At 64.8% G+C, this 21,505-nt stretch carries 16 protein-coding genes and 2 tRNA genes; 16 read left to right on the top strand and 2 right to left on the bottom strand.

Going from position 1 to position 21,505, the window contains the following annotated elements; genetic code table 11:
* The first annotated feature begins 6 nt into the window (after positions 1–6).
* The 5 genes from P0R31_RS25830 to P0R31_RS25810 all read left to right on the top strand — a co-directional run bounded on the left by P0R31_RS25830 (position 7) and on the right by P0R31_RS25810 (position 7,522).
* Positions 7–3,156: an efflux RND transporter permease subunit gene (locus P0R31_RS25830; RefSeq protein WP_275517140.1), complete on the top strand. Its 3,150-nt coding sequence runs from the start codon at positions 7–9 to the stop codon at positions 3,154–3,156.
* The gene (locus P0R31_RS25825; RefSeq protein ID WP_275517139.1) at positions 3,156–6,263 is read left to right on the top strand and encodes an efflux RND transporter permease subunit; all 3,108 of its coding nucleotides are present in this window, start codon (positions 3,156–3,158) and stop codon (positions 6,261–6,263) included. Before P0R31_RS25830 ends, P0R31_RS25825 begins: the two co-directional genes overlap by 1 nt.
* Before the next feature lie 37 nt (positions 6,264–6,300).
* The gene (locus tag P0R31_RS25820) at positions 6,301–7,041 is read left to right on the top strand and encodes a tRNA-uridine aminocarboxypropyltransferase (protein WP_275517138.1); all 741 of its coding nucleotides are present in this window, start codon (positions 6,301–6,303) and stop codon (positions 7,039–7,041) included.
* 84 nt (positions 7,042–7,125) lie between these two features.
* Positions 7,126–7,199 (top strand) — tRNA-Cys (locus P0R31_RS25815).
* Positions 7,200–7,375: 176 nt separating this feature from the next.
* Positions 7,376–7,522, top strand: a complete 147-nt coding sequence (locus P0R31_RS25810) for a hypothetical protein (protein ID WP_167361661.1) — start codon at positions 7,376–7,378, stop codon at positions 7,520–7,522.
* A 79-nt stretch (positions 7,523–7,601) separates the two neighbouring features.
* Here P0R31_RS25810 and P0R31_RS25805 read toward each other — a convergent pair whose 3' ends face one another.
* Positions 7,602–7,811 carry a hypothetical protein gene (locus P0R31_RS25805; protein WP_275517137.1) on the bottom strand — a complete coding sequence of 70 codons (210 nt, stop codon included), beginning with the start codon at positions 7,809–7,811 and terminating at the stop codon, positions 7,602–7,604.
* A gap of 263 nt (positions 7,812–8,074) precedes the next feature.
* Here P0R31_RS25805 and P0R31_RS25800 point away from each other — a divergent pair, with 263 nt between their 5' ends.
* From P0R31_RS25800 to P0R31_RS25750, 11 genes are all read left to right on the top strand, one after another.
* Positions 8,075–8,335 (top strand): hypothetical protein, encoded by a 261-nt coding sequence (locus P0R31_RS25800; protein WP_025036239.1) that lies wholly within the window; start codon positions 8,075–8,077, stop codon positions 8,333–8,335.
* Positions 8,336–8,791: 456 nt separating this feature from the next.
* Complete coding sequence (locus P0R31_RS25795; protein ID WP_430516861.1) at positions 8,792–9,676, top strand: ABC transporter substrate-binding protein; 885 nt, start codon at positions 8,792–8,794, stop codon at positions 9,674–9,676.
* 186 nt (positions 9,677–9,862) lie between these two features.
* On the top strand, positions 9,863–11,485 hold the full coding sequence (locus P0R31_RS25790) for an amino acid ABC transporter permease/ATP-binding protein (protein WP_275517136.1): 1,623 nt from the start codon (positions 9,863–9,865) through the stop codon (positions 11,483–11,485).
* Positions 11,486–11,528: 43 nt separating this feature from the next.
* Positions 11,529–12,770 (top strand): acetamidase/formamidase family protein, encoded by a 1,242-nt coding sequence (locus P0R31_RS25785; protein ID WP_275517135.1) that lies wholly within the window; start codon positions 11,529–11,531, stop codon positions 12,768–12,770.
* A gap of 134 nt (positions 12,771–12,904) precedes the next feature.
* Positions 12,905–15,235, top strand: a complete 2,331-nt coding sequence (locus tag P0R31_RS25780; protein ID WP_275517276.1) for an acetamidase/formamidase family protein — start codon at positions 12,905–12,907, stop codon at positions 15,233–15,235.
* A gap of 13 nt (positions 15,236–15,248) precedes the next feature.
* Positions 15,249–15,632 (top strand): RidA family protein, encoded by a 384-nt coding sequence (locus tag P0R31_RS25775; protein ID WP_275517134.1) that lies wholly within the window; start codon positions 15,249–15,251, stop codon positions 15,630–15,632.
* A gap of 273 nt (positions 15,633–15,905) precedes the next feature.
* Positions 15,906–17,069, top strand: a complete 1,164-nt coding sequence (locus P0R31_RS25770; RefSeq protein WP_275517133.1) for a PspA/IM30 family protein — start codon at positions 15,906–15,908, stop codon at positions 17,067–17,069.
* Positions 17,070–17,079: 10 nt separating this feature from the next.
* Positions 17,080–17,739 (top strand): OB-fold-containig protein, encoded by a 660-nt coding sequence (locus tag P0R31_RS25765; RefSeq protein WP_275517132.1) that lies wholly within the window; start codon positions 17,080–17,082, stop codon positions 17,737–17,739.
* A 23-nt stretch (positions 17,740–17,762) separates the two neighbouring features.
* Positions 17,763–19,457 (top strand): flotillin family protein, encoded by a 1,695-nt coding sequence (locus P0R31_RS25760; protein WP_275517131.1) that lies wholly within the window; start codon positions 17,763–17,765, stop codon positions 19,455–19,457.
* A 207-nt stretch (positions 19,458–19,664) separates the two neighbouring features.
* Positions 19,665–20,033 (top strand): hypothetical protein, encoded by a 369-nt coding sequence (locus tag P0R31_RS25755; RefSeq protein ID WP_275517129.1) that lies wholly within the window; start codon positions 19,665–19,667, stop codon positions 20,031–20,033.
* A 137-nt stretch (positions 20,034–20,170) separates the two neighbouring features.
* A tRNA-Asn gene (locus P0R31_RS25750) sits at positions 20,171–20,245 on the top strand.
* A gap of 256 nt (positions 20,246–20,501) precedes the next feature.
* On the opposite strand, the gene P0R31_RS25745 is transcribed toward P0R31_RS25750, so the two are convergent.
* Positions 20,502–21,077: a helix-turn-helix transcriptional regulator gene (locus P0R31_RS25745; protein WP_275517127.1), complete on the bottom strand. Its 576-nt coding sequence runs from the start codon at positions 21,075–21,077 to the stop codon at positions 20,502–20,504.
* Positions 21,078–21,505: the final 428 nt, after the last annotated feature.

The following is a 21,505-nucleotide window of genomic DNA, read 5'->3' as shown; positions in this document are numbered from 1 at the left end:
TAACCCATGGGTGTCTCCGAACCCTTCATCCGCCGGCCGATCGCGACCTCGCTGCTCGGCATCGCGCTTCTGATCGGCGGGCTGCTCGGCTATTTCGCGCTGCCGGTCTCGGCGCTGCCGCAGGTCGATTTCCCGACCGTGCAGGTGACGACGCAGCTGCCGGGCGCGAGTCCGGACGTGATCGCCTCGCTGATCACCGCGCCGCTGGAGCGGCAGCTCGGGCAGATCCCGTCGCTCTCGGCGATGAACTCGACGAGCTCGTTCGGCGTCAGCCAGATCTCGCTGCAGTTCGACCTCAACCGCGATATCGACGGGGCGACGCAGGACGTGCAGGCCGCGATCAATGCCGCCGCGGGTGTGCTGCCGAGGACGCTGCCTTACCCACCGACCTACGCCAAGGTGAATCCGGCGGATGCGCCGGTGATGACGCTGGCGCTGCGCTCGGACACGATCTCGCTGCGGGTGATGAGCGACATCGCCGACACCATTCTGGCGCAACGTTTGAGCCAGATCTCCGGCGTCGGGCGCGTGTCCGTGCTGGGCGGGCTGAAGCCGGCCGTGCGCATCCAGGCCGATCTGGCGCGCCTTGCAGCCTACGGCATCGCGATGGAAGATCTGCGCACCGCGATCGCCAATGCCAATGTCTCGGGGCCGAAAGGCTCGCTCGACGGCGCGCAGCAATCCTATATCATCGCCGCCAACGACCAGATCGCGGCGGCCGACGCCTACAAGCCCGTCATCATCGCCTACCGCAACGGCTCGCCGGTGACCATTGCCGACGTCGCCCAGATCGTCGACGGCCTCGAGAACGACCGCACCGGCGGCTGGTACCAGGGCACGCCAGCGGTCATCCTCGACATCCAGCGCCAGCCCGGCGCCAACGTCATCGACGTCGTCAGCCAGATCCGCGCCGAGATCCCGAAACTGCAGCGCGCGATCCCGGCCGGCGTGAACCTCACCATCGTCTCCGACCGCACCGTCACCATCCGCGCCTCGGTGCGCGACGTACAATTCACGCTGGTCCTTGCCGTCGTGCTGGTGACGCTCGTGGTGCTGCTGTTCCTGCGCTCGCTGCGCGCAACCGTGATCGCCGGCGTCGCGCTGCCGCTGTCGCTGATCACGAGCTTCGGCATCATGTATTTTGCCGGCTTCAGCCTCGACAATCTGTCGCTGATGGCGCTCACGATCGGCACCGGGTTCGTCGTCGACGATGCCATCGTGATGATCGAGAACATCGTGCGTCACATGGAAAATGGCGACGGCGCCATGGAAGCCTCGCGGAAGGGCGCCAGCGAGATCGGCTTCACCGTGATCTCGCTGACGGTGTCGCTGATTGCGGTCTTCATCCCGCTCCTGTTCATGTCGGGCCTGGTCGGGCGCATGTTCCGCGAATTTGCGCTGACCTTGACCATCGCGGTCGTGACCTCGGCGGTGGTCTCGCTGACGCTGACGCCGATGATGTGCTCGCGGCTGCTCAAGCACGCGCACGAGGAGCTGGCCGTGCCGGGATTGGCCGCGATCAGCCGCTTCATCGACCGTACCGTCGATGCCTATCACAGATCGCTTTTGTGGGTGCTGGAGCGCCAGCGCGCCACCCTGGTCGTGACCTTCGCCACGCTGATTGCGACGCTGGTGCTCTATGTCGTCGCGCCCAAGGGCTTCCTGCCGCTGCAGGACACCGCCTCGATCACTGCGGTGACGGAGGCGGGGCCCGACGTGTCGTTTGCGGAGATGAAGAGGCGGCAGGCCGAAGCGGCCGAGGCCATCAGGGCCGACCCTGACGTGGTCGGCGTGGTCTCGGTGATCGGTGCGGGCTCCGTCAACCCGACCACCAATGTCGGCCGCCTCGTCATGAGCTTGCGGCCGCGCGGCGAGCGCCGCGACGATGTCAGCGTGGTCGTGACAAGGCTGAAGGAGCGGGTCTCCGGCATCCCCGGCATGACCGTCTATTTCCAGCCGGTGCAGGACGTGCAGATCTCGACCCAGTCGAGCCGCTCGCAATACCAGTACACGCTGACCGGCACCGATGCGACGCTGGTCTCGGAATGGGCGCGCAAGCTGGTTGCGGAGATGCGGCGCGATCCCTTGTTCCGGGACGTCTCCTCCGAGGCGCAGGAGGGGGGGCTGCGGGCGCAGCTCGATGTCGACCGCACCCGCGCCGGCCAGCTCGGCGTCAGCCTGCAAGCAATCACCGACACGCTGAACGATGCCTTCGCTCAGCGGCAGATATCGACCATCTACGGTCAGGCCAACCAGTACCGCGTGGTGCTGGAGGCGCTACCGATGTATCAGCGCGATCCCTCGGTCCTGTCAAAGCTCTATCTGCCGGGTGCCGCGAGCGCCACCGCCGGCGCGCCCAATGCCCAGGTGCCGCTGTCGGCCGTGGCGACGCTGAAGCGGACCACGGCGCCGCTCGCAATCTCGCACCAGGCGCAATTTCCGTCGGTTTCGCTCAGCTTCAACCTGGCGCCGGGCGCGGCGCTCGGCGACGCCGTCGAAGCCGTGAAGGTGATCGAGACCCGCATCGGCTTGCCGGGCAGCATCGTGGGCGTCTATGCCGGCGATGCCGCCGAATTCGCCAAGGCACTCGCCGGCCAGCCCTGGCTGCTGCTCGCCGCCGTCATCACGATCTACATCGTGTTAGGGGTGCTTTACGAGAGCTATATCCACCCGATCACGATCCTGTCGACGCTGCCCTCAGCCGGCGTCGGCGCCATCCTGGCGCTGATGTTGTGCGGACAGGACCTCTCGGTGATCGGCCTGATCGGCATCATCCTCTTGATGGGCATCGTCAAGAAGAACGCGATCATGATGATCGACTTTGCGCTCGAGGCCGAGCGCGGGAAGGGCATGTCGCCCAATGAAGCGATCGTGCAGGCCTGCCTCTTGCGCTTCCGCCCGATCATGATGACGACGCTGGCGGCGCTGTTCGGGGCGCTGCCGCTCGCGATCGAGAGCGGCACCGGCGCCGAGCTGCGCTTTCCGCTCGGCATCTCCATCATCGGCGGCCTGCTGCTCAGCCAGCTACTGACACTTTACACGACGCCCGTGATCTATCTGGCGCTCGATCGCGTCAACCGTCGCCTCGAGCAGGCGCTGCCGCCGGCTGGATCCGGCGGCCCGCCGGTCGCCGGCGCGACCGAGGGGATGCAGTGATGGCATCGATCTCGGAGCCCTTCATCCGCCGCCCGGTCGCGACCACGCTGCTGTCGATCGGGCTGTTCCTGCTGGGTGTCGTCGCCTACCAGTTCCTGCCCGTCGCCTCGGTTCCGAATGTCGACTTCCCCGCCATCTTCGTCTCCGCCAGCCGGCCCGGCGCCGATCCGTCCGTGATGGCGGCGACGGTCGCTTCGCCACTGGAACGACGGTTGGGAGAGATCGCCGGCATCAACCAGATCACCTCGACCTCGAGCCTCGGCACGACCAGCATCCAGCTCCAGTTCGACATCGGCCGCAACATCGACAAGGCCGCGCGCGACGTGCAGGCGGCCATCAACGCCGCGATGGTCGACCTGCCGAGCGACCTGCCGACGCTGCCGCGTTTCCGCAAGGCGAACACGGCCGGCGCACCCATCTTCGTGCTGGCGTTGACCTCCAAGACGATCTCTCCGTCGGCGATCTACGACGTCGCCGACAGCGTCTTGGCGCAACGCATCTCCCAGGTGCCGGGCGTCGGCAACGTGTCGATCTCCGGCGCCGACCAGCCGGCCGTGCGCGTGCAGCTCAACCCGGTTGCGCTGTCCAATGCCGGAATCGGCACTGACGACGTGCGGACCGCGATCGTCGCCGCCAACGCGCTCGGCCCCGTCGGGATCTTCGAAGGCGAGCGTCAAAGCGAGACGCTGTCGCTGAACAAGCAGATGCGCACCGCGAAGGAGTTCCGCGACATCGTCATCAAGAGCTCGGGCGGCAATTTCGTACGGCTGTCGGACGTCGCCGACATCGAGGATTCCGTCCGCAACGTCCGCTCGATCGCCTGGTTCAACAGGCAACCGGCGGTTTTGATCCAGATCACCAAGCAGGGCGATGCCAACGTCATCGACACCGTTGACCGGGTCAAGGCGCTGATCCCCGAGCTGAAGCAGTGGATTCCGGCCGGTGTCGAAATCTCCACCCTGGTCGATCGGACCGGCACGATCCGCGCCAGCGTGCTGGACATGCAATGGACGCTGCTGGCGACCTCAGTCCTGGTGATGGTCGTCGTGTTCGTGTTCCTGCGGCGGCTGACGCCGACCATCGCGGCCGGCATCTCGGTGCCGCTGGCACTCGCCGGCACCTGCGCCGGCATGTGGGTCGCGGGTTTCTCCATCGACAATTTGTCGCTGATGGCGCTCGCCATCTCCGTCGGCTTCGTCGTCGACGACGCCATCGTCATGATCGAGAACATGTTCCGCAACCTCGAGCAAGGCATGCGGCCGTTCCGGGCGGCGCAGGAGGGCGCCAAGCAGATCGGCTTCACCGTGGTCTCGATCAGCCTGTCGCTGATCGCCGCCTTCACGCCGCTGATCTTCATGGACGGCGTCGTCGGCCGGCTCCTGCGCGAATTCTCGCTGACGCTGACCTTCGCCATCCTGGTCTCGACGCTGGTGTCGCTGACGGTCACGCCGATGATCTGCGCCCAATACATCCGGCAGACCACCTCCGGCACGGCAACGCTGTTCGACCGCATCATCGAAGGCGCGCTGTCGCGCACCATCGCGTTCTACGCCCGCAGCTTGCGCACCGTGCTGGAATTCCCGCTGCTGACGCTGCTGGTGTTCTTCGCCACCATCGCGCTCACGGTGACGCTCTACATCAAGGTCCCCAAAGGCTACTTCCCGACCGACGATTCCGGCCTCATCATCGGCGCGACGCGCGCCTCGGCGGACATCTCGTTCCAGTCGATGCTCGGCCTGCAGCAGCGGCTCGCCGAGATCGTGATGCGGGATCCGGCGGTGGCCGGCATCGGCTCGACCGTCGGCAGCGGAGGCGGGGGCCCGGGGCCGGCAACCTCGAACCGCGGCACCATGTTCATCAGCCTGAAGCCGCCGGAGGAGCGTGGCCACGTGTCGACTGAGGTCGTGATCGACCGGCTCAGGCGTGCGCTGTATCCCGTACCCGGCATCCGCCTCTTCATGTTCGCCGCCCAGGACGTGCGCGCCGGCGGGCGGCAGAGCGATTCCGACTACCAATATACGCTCACCAGCACCGATCTCGGCCTGCTGCAGAAATGGGCGCCGATCGTGGCCAAGCGCCTGGAGAGCGTGGAGGGCATCACCGACATCTCCAGCGATCGCGATCCCGGCGGGCTGCAACTGACGCTCGCCATCGACCGCCAGAAGGCGTCCGCGCTCGGCGTCAGGGTCCAGGACATCGACAACGCGCTGAACAACGCTTTCGCACAGCGGCAGATCTCGATCATCTACACCCAGCGCAACCAGTATATGATTGTGCTGGAGATCGACCCGAAGTTCCAGGTCGACCCCTCCAATCTCGATCGCATCTACGTCGCCGGCGCGGGAGATGCGCAGGTGCCGCTGTCGGCCGTGGTGCGCGCGACGCGCGGGCTCGCTGCGCTCGCCGTCTATCATTCGCAGTCGTTCCCATCGACCACGGTGTCCTTCAACCTGATGCCGGACGTGCCGCTTCAGGCGGCGACCCAGAACATCCAGCGTGCGGTCGACGAGTTGCACATGCCCGAAGGCATTCGCGGCAGCTTCGACGGCAATGCCGGCGATTTCGCCAGAACCAGCGGTCGTCAACCGCTCCTGATCCTCGGCGCGCTGGTCGCGATGTATATCGTGCTCGGGGTGCTCTATGAGAGCCTCGCCCATCCGCTCACGATCATCTCGACACTGCCTTCAGCCGGCTTGGGTGCGCTGCTGGCCTTGCAGCTCACCAACACGCCGCTGACGGTGATCGCCTTCGTCGGCATCATCCTCTTGATCGGCATCGTCAAGAAGAACGGCATCATGATGGTGGATTTCGCGCTCGATGCCGAGCGCCAGCGCGGCCTGTCCTCGGCCGAGGCGATCTTCGAGGCCTGCCAGGCGCGCTTCCGCCCGATCCTGATGACGACCATGGCGGCGCTGTTTGCCGGCATTCCGCTGGTGATCGCGACCGGCCCCGGCACGGAGCTGCGCCGCCCACTCGGCATCACCATCATCGGCGGCCTGTTCGTCTCGCAGATCCTGACGCTGTACACGACGCCCGTGATCTACCTCCTGATCGACCGCCTGCGGCGGCGATCCGAGCCGCGTCCGCTGGCGGCACCGGCGGAATAGGTTGTTGCAGCGCCGCGCGAAGCGTATAGCGGCGACCATGTCCAATCCGCCCGACACTGCCGCCGCGCCGGCCGAACCGATCCCCGAATGCCCGCATTGCCAGAAGCCGATGCCGCTGTGCATTTGCGACAGCGTGATGCCGATCGAGAACCGGCTCTCGCTCCTGATCCTGCAGCATCCGCAGGAGCAGGACAGGGCACTCGGCACGGCGCGGCTGCTGGCCAGGCATTTTGCCGATGCAACGGTGCGGGTCGGCCTGTCCTGGCCGAGCCTGTCCAAGGCGCTGGGACGGCCGGTCGAGAATGCTTCGCACTGGGCGGTGCTCTATCTCGGCTCGGCACGCGCGGCCGATCTCGATGCCGAAGGTGAGATTGTCGCGCTCAACCGCAAGGGCGAGGTCGCGGAGAACCAGCGCGCGATTCTCGGCAAGCTCGAAGGCGTGGTGCTGCTGGACGGCACCTGGAGCCAGGCCAAGGCGCTGTGGTGGCGCAATCCCTGGATGCTGAAATGCCAGCGCGTGATCCTCAATCCGGCACGTCCCTCTCGCTACGGGCGCTTACGCAAGGAGCCGCGCCGCGACGGCCTCTCGACCATCGAAGCCGCCGCGACGATCCTCGCCGCCCTCGAGCGGCGCTCTGATATCGCCGAGACGCTTCATGCCAGTTTCGAACGGATGCTGGCCCGCTACCGCGAGGTCCAGGACGAGATGCCGGAACTGGCACCCAAGCCCGCGCCCAAGGGCCGCCGGCGCGACTTCCGGCGCGGCAAGCGCGCCTGATTTCGGCTGGACATTTCGCTGTGCTACCCGCGGGCCGTGGGGTTGCCTAAGCCATTGATCCCCTATATTGGTCCGCCCTTACGGGGCCACGTGGCGGAGTGGTTACGCAACGGTCTGCAAAACCGTGTACACCAGTTCAATTCTGGTCGTGGCCTCCATCACAAGTCTCTGATTTTCCGCAAAATTTGGACTTATAGGCGGTTCCGCCGGCGCCGCACGCGTCAGCCAGCCACCGGTTTTGCCCGGGGCTTGGCGGAAAGGTGCGATTCAGGTCCTCTGGCATAGACTTCGCATCTGCGAAGAGACGCATCCAAACCCTGGAGCTAGAGAGCACGTGGGCGACGTCGTTCGATTTGTCCCGAAATCCGAGCTGGAGCGGGCCCGCCTCATTGCGGAGGCGCGCGCGATCTATGACAGCATCTTCCCGCCGGCTGCACCCGACCGGGCGCCGCAGCAGGGCGAGGAACGCGTCAAGACTTGATCGGGGCTGCGCCGGTCCCCGGCGCTCGGTCGTGCCGAACCGCCCGCAAGGCGGACGCATCGGTTCACTTCAAGTGGCCTCAGCAGGCCGCGTACCAGTCGTCGGGGAAGGGCAAGAGGGGCCAGGCTCCATCGTTGTCATTGGCAGCCTTGTCATTGGTCCCCTTGGGCGTCGCATGGAAGCTCCACGAGAGGGGCACGTATTCCTCCACCGGCACAGGCGCGAAATCCTCAAAGACCATGGCGTCCCGGACAGCATCCAGCAGCAAATTGAATTCGGCTTCGCTCATCACACCCTCGCAGAACGCGGACGGCGCAATGTCGCAAAGCCGATTTGTTACCGGATTGACCCGATCGTTCGCATTTTAACGATGCGGCGATCGGGATCCGAATGGTTAGCGATTCCTGAAAATCCCCAGGGCAACCCTACGTGCCGCCGCCGCGCAGCGGGTGTGAAGGAGATCACATTCCTGGCGGTTTATTTCTCGTAACCCCTTTGCACCGTGCCGGCCAATGCAGGCCTGAGCGGGCAGTGCAGAGCGGGAGACTGGTCATGAAGGCGAGGTTCTTGCGGTTTGCGGGCGTGAAGAGCCGGGCGCGGGGCGCCTCGACGGTCGGGCTGTTCCTGACGCTGTTTGCCTCTGCGGCCCATGCACAGGGAACGGCGGAGCAGCGGCGGGCCTGTACCCCCGACGTCTACCGGCTCTGCGCCGGGGAGATCCCCAACGTCCGCGCCATCACCGCCTGCCTGCGCCGCAACCGCGCCAGCCTCAGCGAGGCCTGCCGATCCGTGTTCGACCAAGCGGGTGGCTGAACGGCCGGCTTGTGGGTTTGTGCGCAGCAAGTCCCTCGCAGGGGCTCGCGAATCCGTCACAGCCACCCTGTGGATATGCTGTGGATTTGCTGCGGATGCTGGACGTGGATGCTTCGTACCTTCACCGCATCTTGGTCGCCAATCGTCATATCTCCGTCAAATGAGCTCACCGAATGATCCGGCGAGCCGGCAGATCGCTGCTGCGGCCGAGAGCAATTCGTAATCCCCCGAATTCGGAATCCCTCACTTGCGTCGCGGTCCGCGGACAGTTTTTGGGCAACCGTTTGCCCAAATGCCGGGCGGGCTCCGTCCAATTTTTTGTACGCCCGCGGACAAGCTTTTCACTGCCCACTCCCGCACGCTTCATCCCCGATCACTGGAGCATGGCAGAGGCCATGACATTTCGGAGGAACTGGCGAGATGGAGAAATCGATTTGGCCCCAGGCGCGGCGGGGAATGGCGCGCGCATCATTGCCGCGGTGCAAGCTCATGCTCGGCGCCGCCATTGCTTTCGGTCTCGTGGTTGCCTCACCGCTGAGCGCGCAGGCCGCAGCGCCCGCTGCTTGCGCCGCGCTTCAGGAAAAGTATCCGGACTGGAAGGGCAAGACGCTCGTCAACGCCATCAACCCGCACACGCCGGGCTATGAGACGATCGATCCCAAGGACCCCAGCAAATATATCGGCTTCGACATCGATCTCGGCGAAGCCATCGGCGAATGTCTCGGCTTCAAGCTGACCTACAAGGCGGTGACGTTCGCGGCGCTCCTGACCACGCTCGCCGCCGGTCAGGCCGACATCGTGATCTCCGACATCTACGCCACCAAGGAGCGCGCCAAGGCGGCCGACTTCATCACCTATTCGAAGGTGTTCGATGGCGTGCTGGTCGCCAAGGGCAACCCCAAGGGCATCAACGGCATCAACCTGTCGCTGTGCGGCGCCGCTGCTGCCGAAAACACCGGCTATGTCGAGGTGCCCCTGATCCAGGCGTTGATCCCGGAGTGCAAGAAGGCCGGCAAGCCGGAGCCGACCATCCAGCTCTACGACAACAACGCCAACTGCATCCAGGCGATTCTGGCCGGCCGCGCCGACACCTACATCAACGACGTCAACACCGTCGACAGCGCCGTGAAGGCCTATCCGGACAAGCTGGAGAAGGCGGTCGCTGTGACGATCCCATACTCGGTCGGCATCGCTGTTCCCAAGGGCAAGCCGAAATTCCGTGACGCCGTGCTCGCTGCCCTGATCGAGGTGCAGAAGGCGGGCACGCACATGGCGCTCCTGAAGAAGCATGGGCTCGATGTGAACAATTTCATCGAGCCGGAAATTCTCACGGCTGACTGACTGAGCGCGGTCGACCTCTCCTCGACGGGGAGAGGTCGACGCGAAGCGCCGGGTGAGGGGGCGTAACCTTTCATCCCGATCGCATCGAACGATGCGACGTAGCCGAAGCTTCGCTTCGAGAGGTGGCCCGTCCTCGAAGCGCCCGTCTTCGACCAAACCCGATCACGTTGTCATGACTGTCGACTGATGTCGCTGTTCCTTCACTACCTCAGCATGCCGTATCTGCTCGCGGGCATCGAGCTCACCCTCGAGGTGACCGCCCTCGGGCTCGGCGGCGGGTTGATCCTCGGATTGATCCTCGCCGGCATGCAGCTCTCGCGCTTCTGGCCGCTGGCGGCGATCGCCAGGGCCTATACCGTGATCTTCCGCGGCACGCCGCTGATCCTCCAAATGGTTTTCGCCTACGACGCGCTGCCGCATATCGGGATCAAGCTGCCGGCCGTGCTGGCGGCAGGCCTTGCGCTCGCCTGCAACGAGGCGCCGTTCATTGCGGAGATGCTGCGCGCCGGCGTGCTTGGCGTCGACCGCGGCCAGGTGACGGCGGGGCAGGCGCTCGGCATGACGCCGTCGGTGCTGATGCGCAGGGTCATCGCGCCACAGGCGATCCGCACCATGATCCCGGCCTTCGGCAACGAGGCGGTGAGCGCGCTGAAGAATTCATCGCTTGCCTCCGTCGTGGCGGTGCAGGAGCTGACGTTACGCTCGACGCAGCTGGCGTCCTCGACCTTCGACTTCTTTTCGATCTTCTTTGCCTCGGGGCTGCTTTATCTCCTGCTGACCGCGACCATCAGCGCGATCCAGCTCTTCGTCGAATGGCTGCTCGATCTCGACCGGACCACGCGCCGCCAGCGCAAGCTGGCCGACTATCTGCCGTGGCGCCGTGTCGAACTCGTCACCAAGCTCGACCTTGCCGATGCGGCCAGCCCCGATCCCGAGCCTGCACCGGCAGAGCTGGCCGAAACGCCGCCGCTCGCCCTGACCCGCGAGGAGCGCGCCCGCCGCGCGGCGACGATCGCGCGCAACAATATCGCGGTCGAGGCCAAGGACCTCACCAAGAGCTACGGCGGGCAAAAGGTGCTCAACGGCCTCGACTTGACCGTGCGCGTGGGCGAGGTGGTCGCGTTGCTCGGTCCCAGCGGCTCCGGCAAGAGCACGCTGCTTCGCTGCATCAACCATCTGGAGAACTGGGACGCCGGCACGGTGCGCGTCGGCGGCAGGCGGCTCGGCTTCGGCGAGAATGGCAAGCCATTGTCGCCGCGCGCTATCGCCAACGAGCGGGCCAGTGTCGGCGTTGGCATGGTGTTCCAGCAATTCAACCTGTTTGCTCACCTCTCGGCGAAGGAGAACATCGCCGGGCCCTTGCGCTGGGTCCACGGCATGACCCGGATCGACGCCGACCGCCGCGCCACCGAGCTGCTCGACCGCGTCGGGCTGTCACACCGCGCCGATGCGCTGCCGCGACATCTCTCCGGCGGCCAGCAGCAGCGCGTTGCCATCGCCCGCGCGCTGGCGCCCAATCCGAGCGTGCTGCTGCTGGACGAGCCGACCTCGGCGTTGGATCCCGAGCTCGTCAATGAAGTGCTGGAGGTGATCCGCCGCCTCGCGATCGACGACGGCCTCACCATGATCATCTCGACGCACCAGATCCGCTTCGCCGATGAGGTCGCGGACCGTGTCGCTTTCCTGAGCGGTGGCACCATCATCGAGGAGGGGCCGGCGCACGAGGTGCTCTCCAATCCACGCAATCCGCTGACGGCGCGTTTCCTCAGCGTGATGGAAACCGACAAGGCGCCGGAGACGGTGCGATGAGCCCTCTCTCCACCCTGTGCAAGATCCCCGAAGAGGTCACGTCATGAAGCATGTCACGCTGCCGGTTTCGCCGAAGACCGTCCATTGGGGCTATTTCTCCAAGACAGTCACGCCGGCCCTGACGCTGCGCTCCGGAGACCGGGCCACGATCGAGACGCTGACCCACCACGCCAACGACGACTACGAGCGCATGGTTCAGGGCGACCCCGGTGCCGAAAGCGTGTTCCTGTGGACGCGCGAGCACAAGGCGGTGGCGCGCCGCGGCTCGGGCCCGACGAAAGGCCCGTTCATCCGCGGCGCGGGCGAGGGGATCGGCGTGCACTTGCTCACCGGCCCCGTCGCGATCGAAGGCGCCGAGCCCGGCGACATTCTGGAGGTGCGCATCCTCGATATCCGGCCGCGGCCGAGCTGCAATGCCTGTCATGCCGGCCGCTGCTTCGGCTCCAATGTCGCGGCGAACTGGGGTTTCCACTATCACGACCTGATCGAGGAGCCAAAGCCGCGCGAGGTCGTCACCATCTTCGAGCTCGACACCTCCGGCGAGCCCTATGCGAAGGCCGTCTACAATTACGTCTGGACCCCGCAGACCGATCCTGACGGCATCGTGCACCCGACCATCGACTATCCGGGCGTGCGCGTGGACCATGCCACCATCAGGAAGCGCGAGAACATCCTTTCCGGCGTGAGGGTGCCGGCGCGGCTGCATTTCGGCACCATGGGCCTTGCGCCATCGGAAGCCGATTTCGTCAGCTCGATCCCGCCGAGCTATACCGGCGGCAATATCGACGACTGGCGCATCGGCAAGGGCGCGCGGATGTTCTATCCGGTCGCGGTCCCCGGCGCTTATTTCTCGGTTGGCGATCCCCATGCCGCGCAAGGCGACAGCGAGCTCGGCGGCACCGCCATCGAGACCTCGCTGACCGGCGATTTCGAATTCATCCTGCACAAGAAGGCCGACCTCGGCGGCACCAGCCTCGAAGGCCTCGACCATCCCATGCTCGAGACCAATCATGCGTGGTCGTTCTACGGCTTCACCTATCCGAATTATCTCGCCGCGCTCGGCGCCGACGCGCAAACTGAGATTGCCAATCACAGCAGTCTCGACCGTGCGATGCGCGATGCGTTCAGGAAGCTCCGCCGGTTTCTGATGACGGTGCACCGCCTCAGCGAGGATGAGGCGATCTCGCTGATGTCGGTCGGCGCCGATTTCGGCGTCACGCAGGTGGTCGACGCCAATTGGGGCGTCCACGGCACGATCAGAAAGAACATTTTCCGCTGCGACTAATGCATTGAGACGCGGACCATTTTCGGGATGAGCAGGTGACAAGCGGAGACCATTTGCGGCCCGTCGCAGCGACGGAGGACCGCGTGCGTCTGGCACAGAGGTTGCTTCGATCGACTGCAATCTGGGTCGATCCGATGAGCTTTCGCCCGTTCACGAGCGAGTCCTACGCGCAAGACGACCGGCCCGAAGCCTGGCGGGACGTGCTTGCGGCGGTCGGCCTGCAGCCGGCAGGCGGCCATTCCTTCTTTGACGGGCATGCTACCGCCTCCCATCGCCAGACTGCCGGTGTTGCGCTGACGCGCATGGCCGCGGGCGCGCAGAGCGTCGGTCCGCTGGCACGAGCGAACGAAGACCTTCCGATCGCGCTGATGCCGGTCGAGGACGGCATGGTGTTGAAAACCGCCGGCGGACACCGCATCGTTCCCGTCGGTCATCTCCTGATGCTGCCGCGCAGCGGGGACTGGAGCGTCGTGTTCCAGCGGGACATGCGCGCCATCGTGCTGTCAGTCACCTCCGAGGCGCTGCACGGACGCCTTTCGGGTAAGCCGCGGCTCGGCGAGCCGCGCGTCGTTCCGACCAGCGGCTTTGCCGAGGTGTTCTCGCGCCTGCTGGACGCGACCGCGCGCACGCTCGACGCTTTGAGCGATTCCGAATGGAATTTGCTCGCGCAGTCGCTCGTCGATCTTCTCCTGACGCTCGCGCATCAACTGGCGGCATCGACGTCCGACGCCGGGGCGAGCGCGACGCAGGCCGCGCTGCTGCACCGGATCTGCCAGACCATCGAGCGTCGCCTCGACGATCCCGATCTGGTGCCGGCGCGTGTCGCGCAAGCCGAGGGCATTTCCGAGCGTTATTTGCAAAAGCTGTTCGAGACGGTCGGCGACAATTTCACCCACTATGTTCGCGAGCGTCGTCTCCAGCGCGCCTGGGCGGATCTGTCCAGTCCGTCGGAGGCGCATCGGTCGATCTCAGAGATCGCTTACGCCTACGGCTTTGGCGACTCCGCGCATTTCAGCCGCGCCTTCCGGCATCGCTTCGGCCTGCCGCCGCGCGAGTTCCGACAGCAGGAGGCCGAACGGGCGACCGTGCAACATGGCGTCGCCGGCCAACGTGGCTGGCCGCAGGAGGCGCTGGCGCAATTGCGCGCGCATCAAAGTGTGGAGGTCCGCAGCAGAGTCGCCTGTGCTGGCGCCGGGGCGCCGACCACCGCCGAACGCCGTCATCACCATCTCCCGGTCGAGGCCAGCCGCGTTCATTGGGGCTATTTCAGCCGCTCGCTGCCGCCGCAGATCGAGATCGCGTCAGGCGACACCATCACCATTGAGACGCTGACGCAGCACGCCTCCGACGATCCCGAGTTGATGATATCAGGCGATGGCGCCGCAGAAAGCGTATTCGGCTGGACGCCGGGCAAGAAGAACGTCGACCGCCGCGGCGCCGGCCCGATGGATGCCAGCGTGTTCGGCCGCGGTGCCGGCGAGGGGTTTGGCGTGCACATCTGCACCGGGCCTGTCGCGGTGAAGGACGCCCAGCCCGGCGATGTGCTGGAGGTGCGCATCCTCGACATCGTGCCGCGGGCCAGTCGCAATCCGAGCCATGCGGGCCGTGTATTCGGCTCCTCTGTCGCAGCGTGGTGGGGCTATCACTACAACGAATTTCTCGGCGGTCCCAAGCCGCGCGAAGCCGTCACCATCTATGAGATCTTCGAAGACGCCGAGCTGCCGCACGCCCGCGCGCTCTATTCCTATCGCTGGGAGCCGCAGACCGATCCCTTCGGCGTGGTGCACGCCACTTACGACTATCCCGGCGTTCCCGTCGCACCTGGTACGATCAAGCGCCGGCACGCCGTGCTCGACGGCATCAAGATTCCTCTGCGGCCGCATTTCGGCGTCATCGCGCTGGCGCCGCGCGAGCTCGATTTTGTCGATTCCGTGCCGCCGTCCTACTTCGGCGGCAATCTCGACAATTGGCGGCTGGGGAAGGGGGCGACAGTGTATCTTCCGGTGTCGGTCCCCGGCGCGCTGCTGTCGGTCGGCGATCCCCATGCCGCACAGGGCGACGGCGAGCTCAGCGGCACCGCGATCGAATGCTCGATGACCGGCACCTTCGAGGTGATCCTGCACAAGAAAGCTGATCTCGCCGGCCGTCCTTTCGCCGATCTCTCCTATCCCCTGATCGAGACCGAGAGCGACTGGGTGCTGACCGGCTTCAGCCACCCCAACTATCTCGCCGAGTTCGGCGCGCAGGGGCAGAGCGAGGTCTACGCAAAATCCTCGCTCGATCTCGCCATGAAAGACGCTTTCCGCAAGATGCGGCGCTTTCTGATGAACGTCAAAGGCCTCAGCGAGGACGAGGCGATCGCGCTGATGTCGGCGGCGGTCGATTTCGGTGTGACACAGGTCGTCGACGGCAATTGGGGCGTGCACGCCATTCTCAGCAAGCGCCTGTTTCAGGACGCATCTTAACCAGGACATCCAAGTGAAATTCCACATGATCAGCGGCGGACCGAAGCCGGTCGCGCCCTTCAGCCACGCGGTGGAGACCGACGGCTTCGTCTTCGTGACCGGCCAGATGCCCGATACGCCGCAGACGCCGGGCGTGCTGCCCGAGGGCATCGTCGCGCAGACGAAGGCCGTGATGGAGAATTTGAAAGTGGTTCTCGCGGGCCTCGACCTCGGCCTCGAGCACGTCGTGATGACGCGGATCTATCTCACGCGCTTCAAGGAAGACTATGCGGCCATGAACGAGACCTATCGCACGTTCTTCGCACCGGATCGCCTGCCGGCCCGCACCTGCGTCGGCGTCACCGGCCTGGCCTATGATGCGCTGATCGAGATCGATCTGGTGTGCCGGCGGCCTTGACGGTCTAGGCGCGTGGCCTGGATTGAGCGAAGCGATATCCGGAACCGCCGCTGCGCTACAACGCGCCGAGAGAGTGACAGCCTACCGAACGCTTCCCGCATTTCATCTCAAATTGCAACCGTCGCGTGCAGGAAGTCTTGATCTGCCGTGAGCTAGGGGTGATCGGCCGCTTTGAACGTGGGCCCGGAGCGTCGCGACTAACCGACAGAGTGCATAAGGATCAGCAGAACGTGATCGAGGTTCCTCTTCCTAAAGCACTAAAATGGTGCTTTAGTGCTTTCGATGAGCCAATCGCCCCGATACGCGCCGTCCGCGCTGCGTTACCGGCTTGCCCCTGACCCGGCCGCCAAGGCCGCCATCGAGGCGACATTCCAGGCCTATGACCGCATGATGGAAATCCTCGACGAGGTGGCGCGGATCCACAATGTGGGTTCCAATGTGGTCCTGCTCCATGCCCATGCCTATGAGCCGATCCGCAAACAGACGGCGCTGCCTTCGCGGCTGGTGACGTTGGGGCTGCGCGACCGCGCGGAGTATCGCGCCGTGCAAGGGCGCCGCCTGCCGCTCGACGACAAGCTCGCCAAGATCAAGGGGCCTGCCACCATTTCGATTGCGACCGTGCAAGGGCGCTTCAGCGTGCCCTTCGACTACGCCGGCTATGCCGAGGGCTGGGGACAGAGCTTGCCGGCGCGCCTCATCCGCACCGACGACAGTTTCGAAGTTCACTACGGCGTCACGCCGAACAGCCTGCCAGAGGAGGAGAACGCCATGGATACCATCGCTGCCGCTCCCGACAATTTCCTGTCCCGGGTCGGGCGCCTGATCGCGGGGATCGCATACGACGCGATCGAGCAGGCAGAAGGCAAGAACAAGCTGAAGGTGGTCGGCCAGGCCATCCGCGAGATCGAGCGCGCCGAGACCGAAGCACGCGATTCGCTCGCCGCTGCGCGGGCCGAGGAATATCGCCTCAACGCGCGCCGCAGCGAGATCGAGCGGGCGATGACCGATCTGACCGCCAAGATCGAGGCCGCGATCGCAGACGGGCGCGACGATCTCGCCCGCGCCGGCATCGCGCGGCAAATGGACCTGGAGGCGCAGTTCGAGGTGCTCTCCCGCGCCATCGACGAGAACAACGAAAAGATCGAGCAATGCGTGACGTCGCTCCGCGCGGTGCTGTCGGCGCTCCAGGATGCCGAGCAGCGACGCGCCGATCTCGAAAAGAGCGAGGCACAGGCCAGCCCACAGGCATCGACGTCGTCGCGGAAATCCGGCGGCACCTCCGCCGCCGCGAAGGCGCTGCGGGCGGGCAGGGCGGTGGCACGGGCCACCGGCGTGCCGCCGGGAATTCCTTATTCGAGCGACATCGACGAGCTGAGCACGCTCCATCGCGACAAGGAAATTGCAGCGAGGCTGGCCCGGTTGAAGTCGGGCGCCTGAGTACGGTGTCATGAGCGCTCTGCTCGAACACGTCATGGCGCCCGAGGTCAGGCCGTTCGCGATTGCGGCGGCCATGATCGTCATCGTCGGCTCGGTCGAGGTGATCTCGATGCTGGTCGGGGCCTCCTTGAGCGAGATGCTCGGCACCAACATCGATTTTGCTCATCCCAGCGACAACGGCGTGCTCAACGCCATCTCCTGGATCAATGTCGGAGGCGTGCCGCTGTTGATCTTCCTGCTGCTGCTGCTCGGCGCCTTCTCCATCACCGGCTTTCTGATCCAGGACCTCGCGCGAATGGTTGCGGGTCCCTTGCCGGCCACGGTCGCCTCGATCGGGGCAGTCGCCGCATCGGTTCCGCTAGTCCGCGTTGCCAGCCGTACCATCGCGCGGATCATTCCCAAGGACGAAAGCTACGTCGTCGGCTTGGGGGATCTCGTCGGTCGCATCGGGGAGGTCGTCGTCGGCCCGCTCGATCAGGGGCCGCCCGGCCGCGTCAGCGTCGCCGACATCCACGGCAACCGCCATTTCGTCTCGGCGGTCGCGGCGCCGTCATCGGGACCTTTGCCGCAGGGAACCATGGTCCTCCTGGTCGACCGCGACGGCACGCGATTCGTCGCGGTGAAGGCCGACGATGAACTTAAGCCGTCCAAGCCAACTCTAAGCAATTAGCAAGTCCCACAGCGGAGAAAGTCATGTTCGACATCGCAGTCCCGGCCGTGATCGGCGTCGCGCTGATCGTCGTCCTGGGGATCGTCTTCACCATTCTCTACAAGCGCGCCACGCGCGACGAGGCCTTCGTGCGCACCGGGCTCGGCGGCAAGAAGATCGTGCTCGACGGCGGCGCCATGATCCTGCCGATCTTCCACTCCTATGCCAGCGTCAATCTGAAAACGCTGCGCCTCACCGTCGAGCGCAAGGAGCGGGAATCCCTGATCACCAAGGACCGCCTGCGCGTCGACATCGTTGCCGAGTTCTACGTCCGCGTCCGTCCCGACGAGGAGAGCATCGCGCTCGCGAGCCAGACCCTCGGTGCATTGACCAACGACGCCGAGGCGCTGCGCAACCAGGTCGAGGCGAAATTCGTCGACGGCCTGCGCTCGGTCGCGGCGACCATGACCATCCTGGAGCTCCAGGAGAAGCGCTCCGATTTCGTAAAACACGTGCAATCCACGGTCGAGTCCGACGTGAAGTCGAACGGGCTCGAGCTGGAATCGGTGTCGCTGACCAAGCTCGACCAGACCGACGTCAAATTCTTCAACCCGGAGAACTTCTTCGACGCCGAGGGTCTGACCCAGCTCAAGACGGTCACCGAGACCCGGCGCCGCGATCGAAACGCCATCGTGCGCGATAACGAGGTGGCGATCGCGCAGAAGGACCTCGAGGCGCGCCAGCAGACCCTCGGGATCGAGCGAACCAAGAAGGAAGCCGAGCTGTCGCAGGAGCGCGACATCGCCAACAAGACGGCGAGCACCCGCGCCGAGGTCGCGACCGCGACGCAAACCGCGCGTCTGACCGAGGAGAACGCACGCATCGACACCGATCGCGCGGTTGCCGAGAAGGAGGCGGGCGCCAAGCAGGTCAAGGAAACCGCGGTGATCGAGTCGGAGCTGGCGATCAACAAGCGCAAGACCGACGCCCAGCGCGAGATTCAGATCGCGACGCAGGAGAACGAGATCCAGATCGCGGCGAAGAGCAAGGAGACGTCGGAAGCCGTCGCCGAAGCCAAGACCGCCGAGGCGCTGGCCGTCTCCGCGGAGGAAAAGGTCGTCACCGCGCGCGCCATCGAAGTCGCCGATCGTGCCCGCCTGACCCAGGTGCTGGCCGCACGCACCGAGGCCGAACGCAAATCGACCGAGCTGATCGTCGCGGCCGAGGCCGAGAAGAAGGCCTCGCTCGATCGCGCCGAAGCCGTCAAGACGCTGGCCACCGCCGAAGCCGAATCCAACAAGATCAAGGCGGTCGGCGTCCGCAACATCGGCGAGGCGGAAGCCGCGGTCATCACCATGAAGAACGAGGCGCAGAACAAGCTCGGCAGCAACGTCATCGATTTCGAGATCGCCAAGAAGCGGATCGAGACCATGCCGTCCGCGCTGGCGGAGATGGTGAAGCCGATCGCGAACCTCAAGGACGTCCGCATCCTGCACACCGGCGGCGCGTTCGGCGGCAACGGTGCGAGCGGAGGCAATGTCGGCTTCGGCGAAGGTTTGGCCGGCGAGCTGCTCAAGGTCCATGCGCTGCGTCCGATGATCGACGAAATCCTGCGCCAGAGCGGCTTTGCGCCGGACGAGGATCCGGTGAGGGCGCTGGTTGGCGCCGTGACGGGAAAGAGCAACGGCGCGGCCGTGCCGGGGCCAGTAACGGAGAAAACAAACGCCGCCGACCTGTGAATGCCCGTTCATTGCTGCTGAGAATTCGAAACGATAAACAGGCGGGGCGCGTCGCGCGTCGCGCGAATGTTCCGGAGCGCGGATCGATCGTGCCTTGAATCGGTCGATCCCGCTCCGGACTTGTCTTGAGGCAACGTTTTGTTTGCCGCGGCGCCTGCGTCGATCGACGTCGGGCGCTGAGACCTGTTTCGATCGGAGAATTTCGCAATGAAGCAATTTCTGTCTGGACTGATTGCCATCGGCCTGTCGATCGCCGCCGCACCGTCGCTTGCGGCCGATGCCCGCAACGTCACCGTCGTCAACGAGACCGGCTATGCTATCAAGTTCCTGGGTTTCAACGCGCCGGATGACGGGCTGGACGAATGGGAGAACGAGCTCGACAAGGTGTTGCAGAACCAGGCCAGCACTTATGTGGAGTTCGACGACGACGATGAAGGCTGCGTCTGGAACATCCGGGTCGACTGGAAGAACTATGACGAGTCGGTGCTGTGGAAGAACGTCAATCTCTGCAAGCTCACCGCGCTACGCTTGCGCTACGACCCCGGCACCAAGACCACCTCGTTCCTGGCCGAATAGTCCTTGCCGGGCCCGGCCGGAGGAGAGGCCATTCCTGGCCTCTCCCGGGCGCGTTGCGGATGACGACGAATTCGTCCTTTGCAAGCGCAAGCGGCTTTGTTATACGCAGCCGCGCGCGAACGAACGGTTCGCCCTTTTCCTCGGTAGCTCAGCGGTAGAGCATCCGACTGTTAATCGGATGGTCGCTGGTTCGAATCCAGCCCGGGGAGCCAAATTTCCGAACAAAATCAACGATTTGATGTTGTTGCATTTCGGCAACGCTTCCCATAATGCGCCTATGGGAAGCATATGGGAAGCAGATCGCAAATTGCATAATTGAATCAGGCGATTGGTGAACCGCACCAACGCTTGATCGCGAGCCTGCGACTGCTGTCGTGGCAACCTCATAAGTCCCTTCCGCAAATCGTGGGCAACACACGGAACGGAACGCTCCATGGGAAGCAATTGGGAAGCACGCCAGCAGGGGCCTCAAGGGGCGCGCTGGTTTCGCCTCAGAGCCCCGCCGCTCCCGAGAGTTCCGAGTGCTTCGGAGCGCTTAGCGATGCGGGTCTCGATAAAGGCCTCGATCTCGGTCGCAATCCAAGCAACCCTCTGGACGCCGATTGGGACGCGCTTCGGAAACTTGCCTTCCGCCTCCAGACGGTCGATTTGCCGTCGTCCCAAGGGAATGTTGTACTTCGACTTGAGTTCGGCGAAGGTCAGAAGCTTGCGAGGCGAATCAGGAGGAGGGGCGCTTACCTCAACACGGCGGACCGACTCGGTTGGCGCGGCCTGTCCCTTCCGATTCCTTGGCGGGTGGAGATGGCGTTTGACGGGACGTTTCGCGTGCGTCCTTACCGGATCAGGTGAGGGTGGTTTTTGGGCCGATCTCCGCTCAAGGGCAACTCGTCGCGCCTGTTCGAAGCTCATCTCGGTAATGGAGCCAATTACCTCCGTGACAGGCACGCCGCCTGTCTCGGTCGCGATTGCGTAGACTAACCTATGGTCGGAGCCTGTGTAGACGCCGAACCCCGGCAAATCTTCGTCAACTGCGAGCAAACGCATCGTGCCAGTCCCAACCTGAATAATTGTTAAACAAAAAATATGAAGAAGGCAACCCCTGTTAAGCAAAAAAGGTCGAGAGGGAGGCCAGCTACAGGTCAAACGCCGCTGCTCGGTTTTCGCGGGTCACCCGAGCTTCGCGCCGAAATACTCAAATGGGCAGAGCGCCAACCTGACCAACCAAAGCTATCAGAGGCAATAAGGCGGCTCGTGGAGCGTGGACTCGACCACTAGTCGAGCGTTTCCTTGGTTCGAATCATATCAGGCGGCCTCGGCGAGTTTATAGGACCAGGTGTGGATGACCGGATGGCGGTTCACGTCGTCGATGCCGGCCATGATGCGTTGCTTCAGCTCGTGTTTTGATGTCACCCGGATGTGGCGCAACACTGAGCGAGCAAATTTGGAGAAGAAGCCCTCGATCAGGTTGAGCC

It is taken from the genome of Bradyrhizobium yuanmingense (assembly GCF_029167105.1).
GTDB classification, from domain to species: domain Bacteria; phylum Pseudomonadota; class Alphaproteobacteria; order Rhizobiales; family Xanthobacteraceae; genus Bradyrhizobium; species Bradyrhizobium yuanmingense_A.
This window is presented reverse-complemented; position numbering and strand designations above follow the sequence as displayed.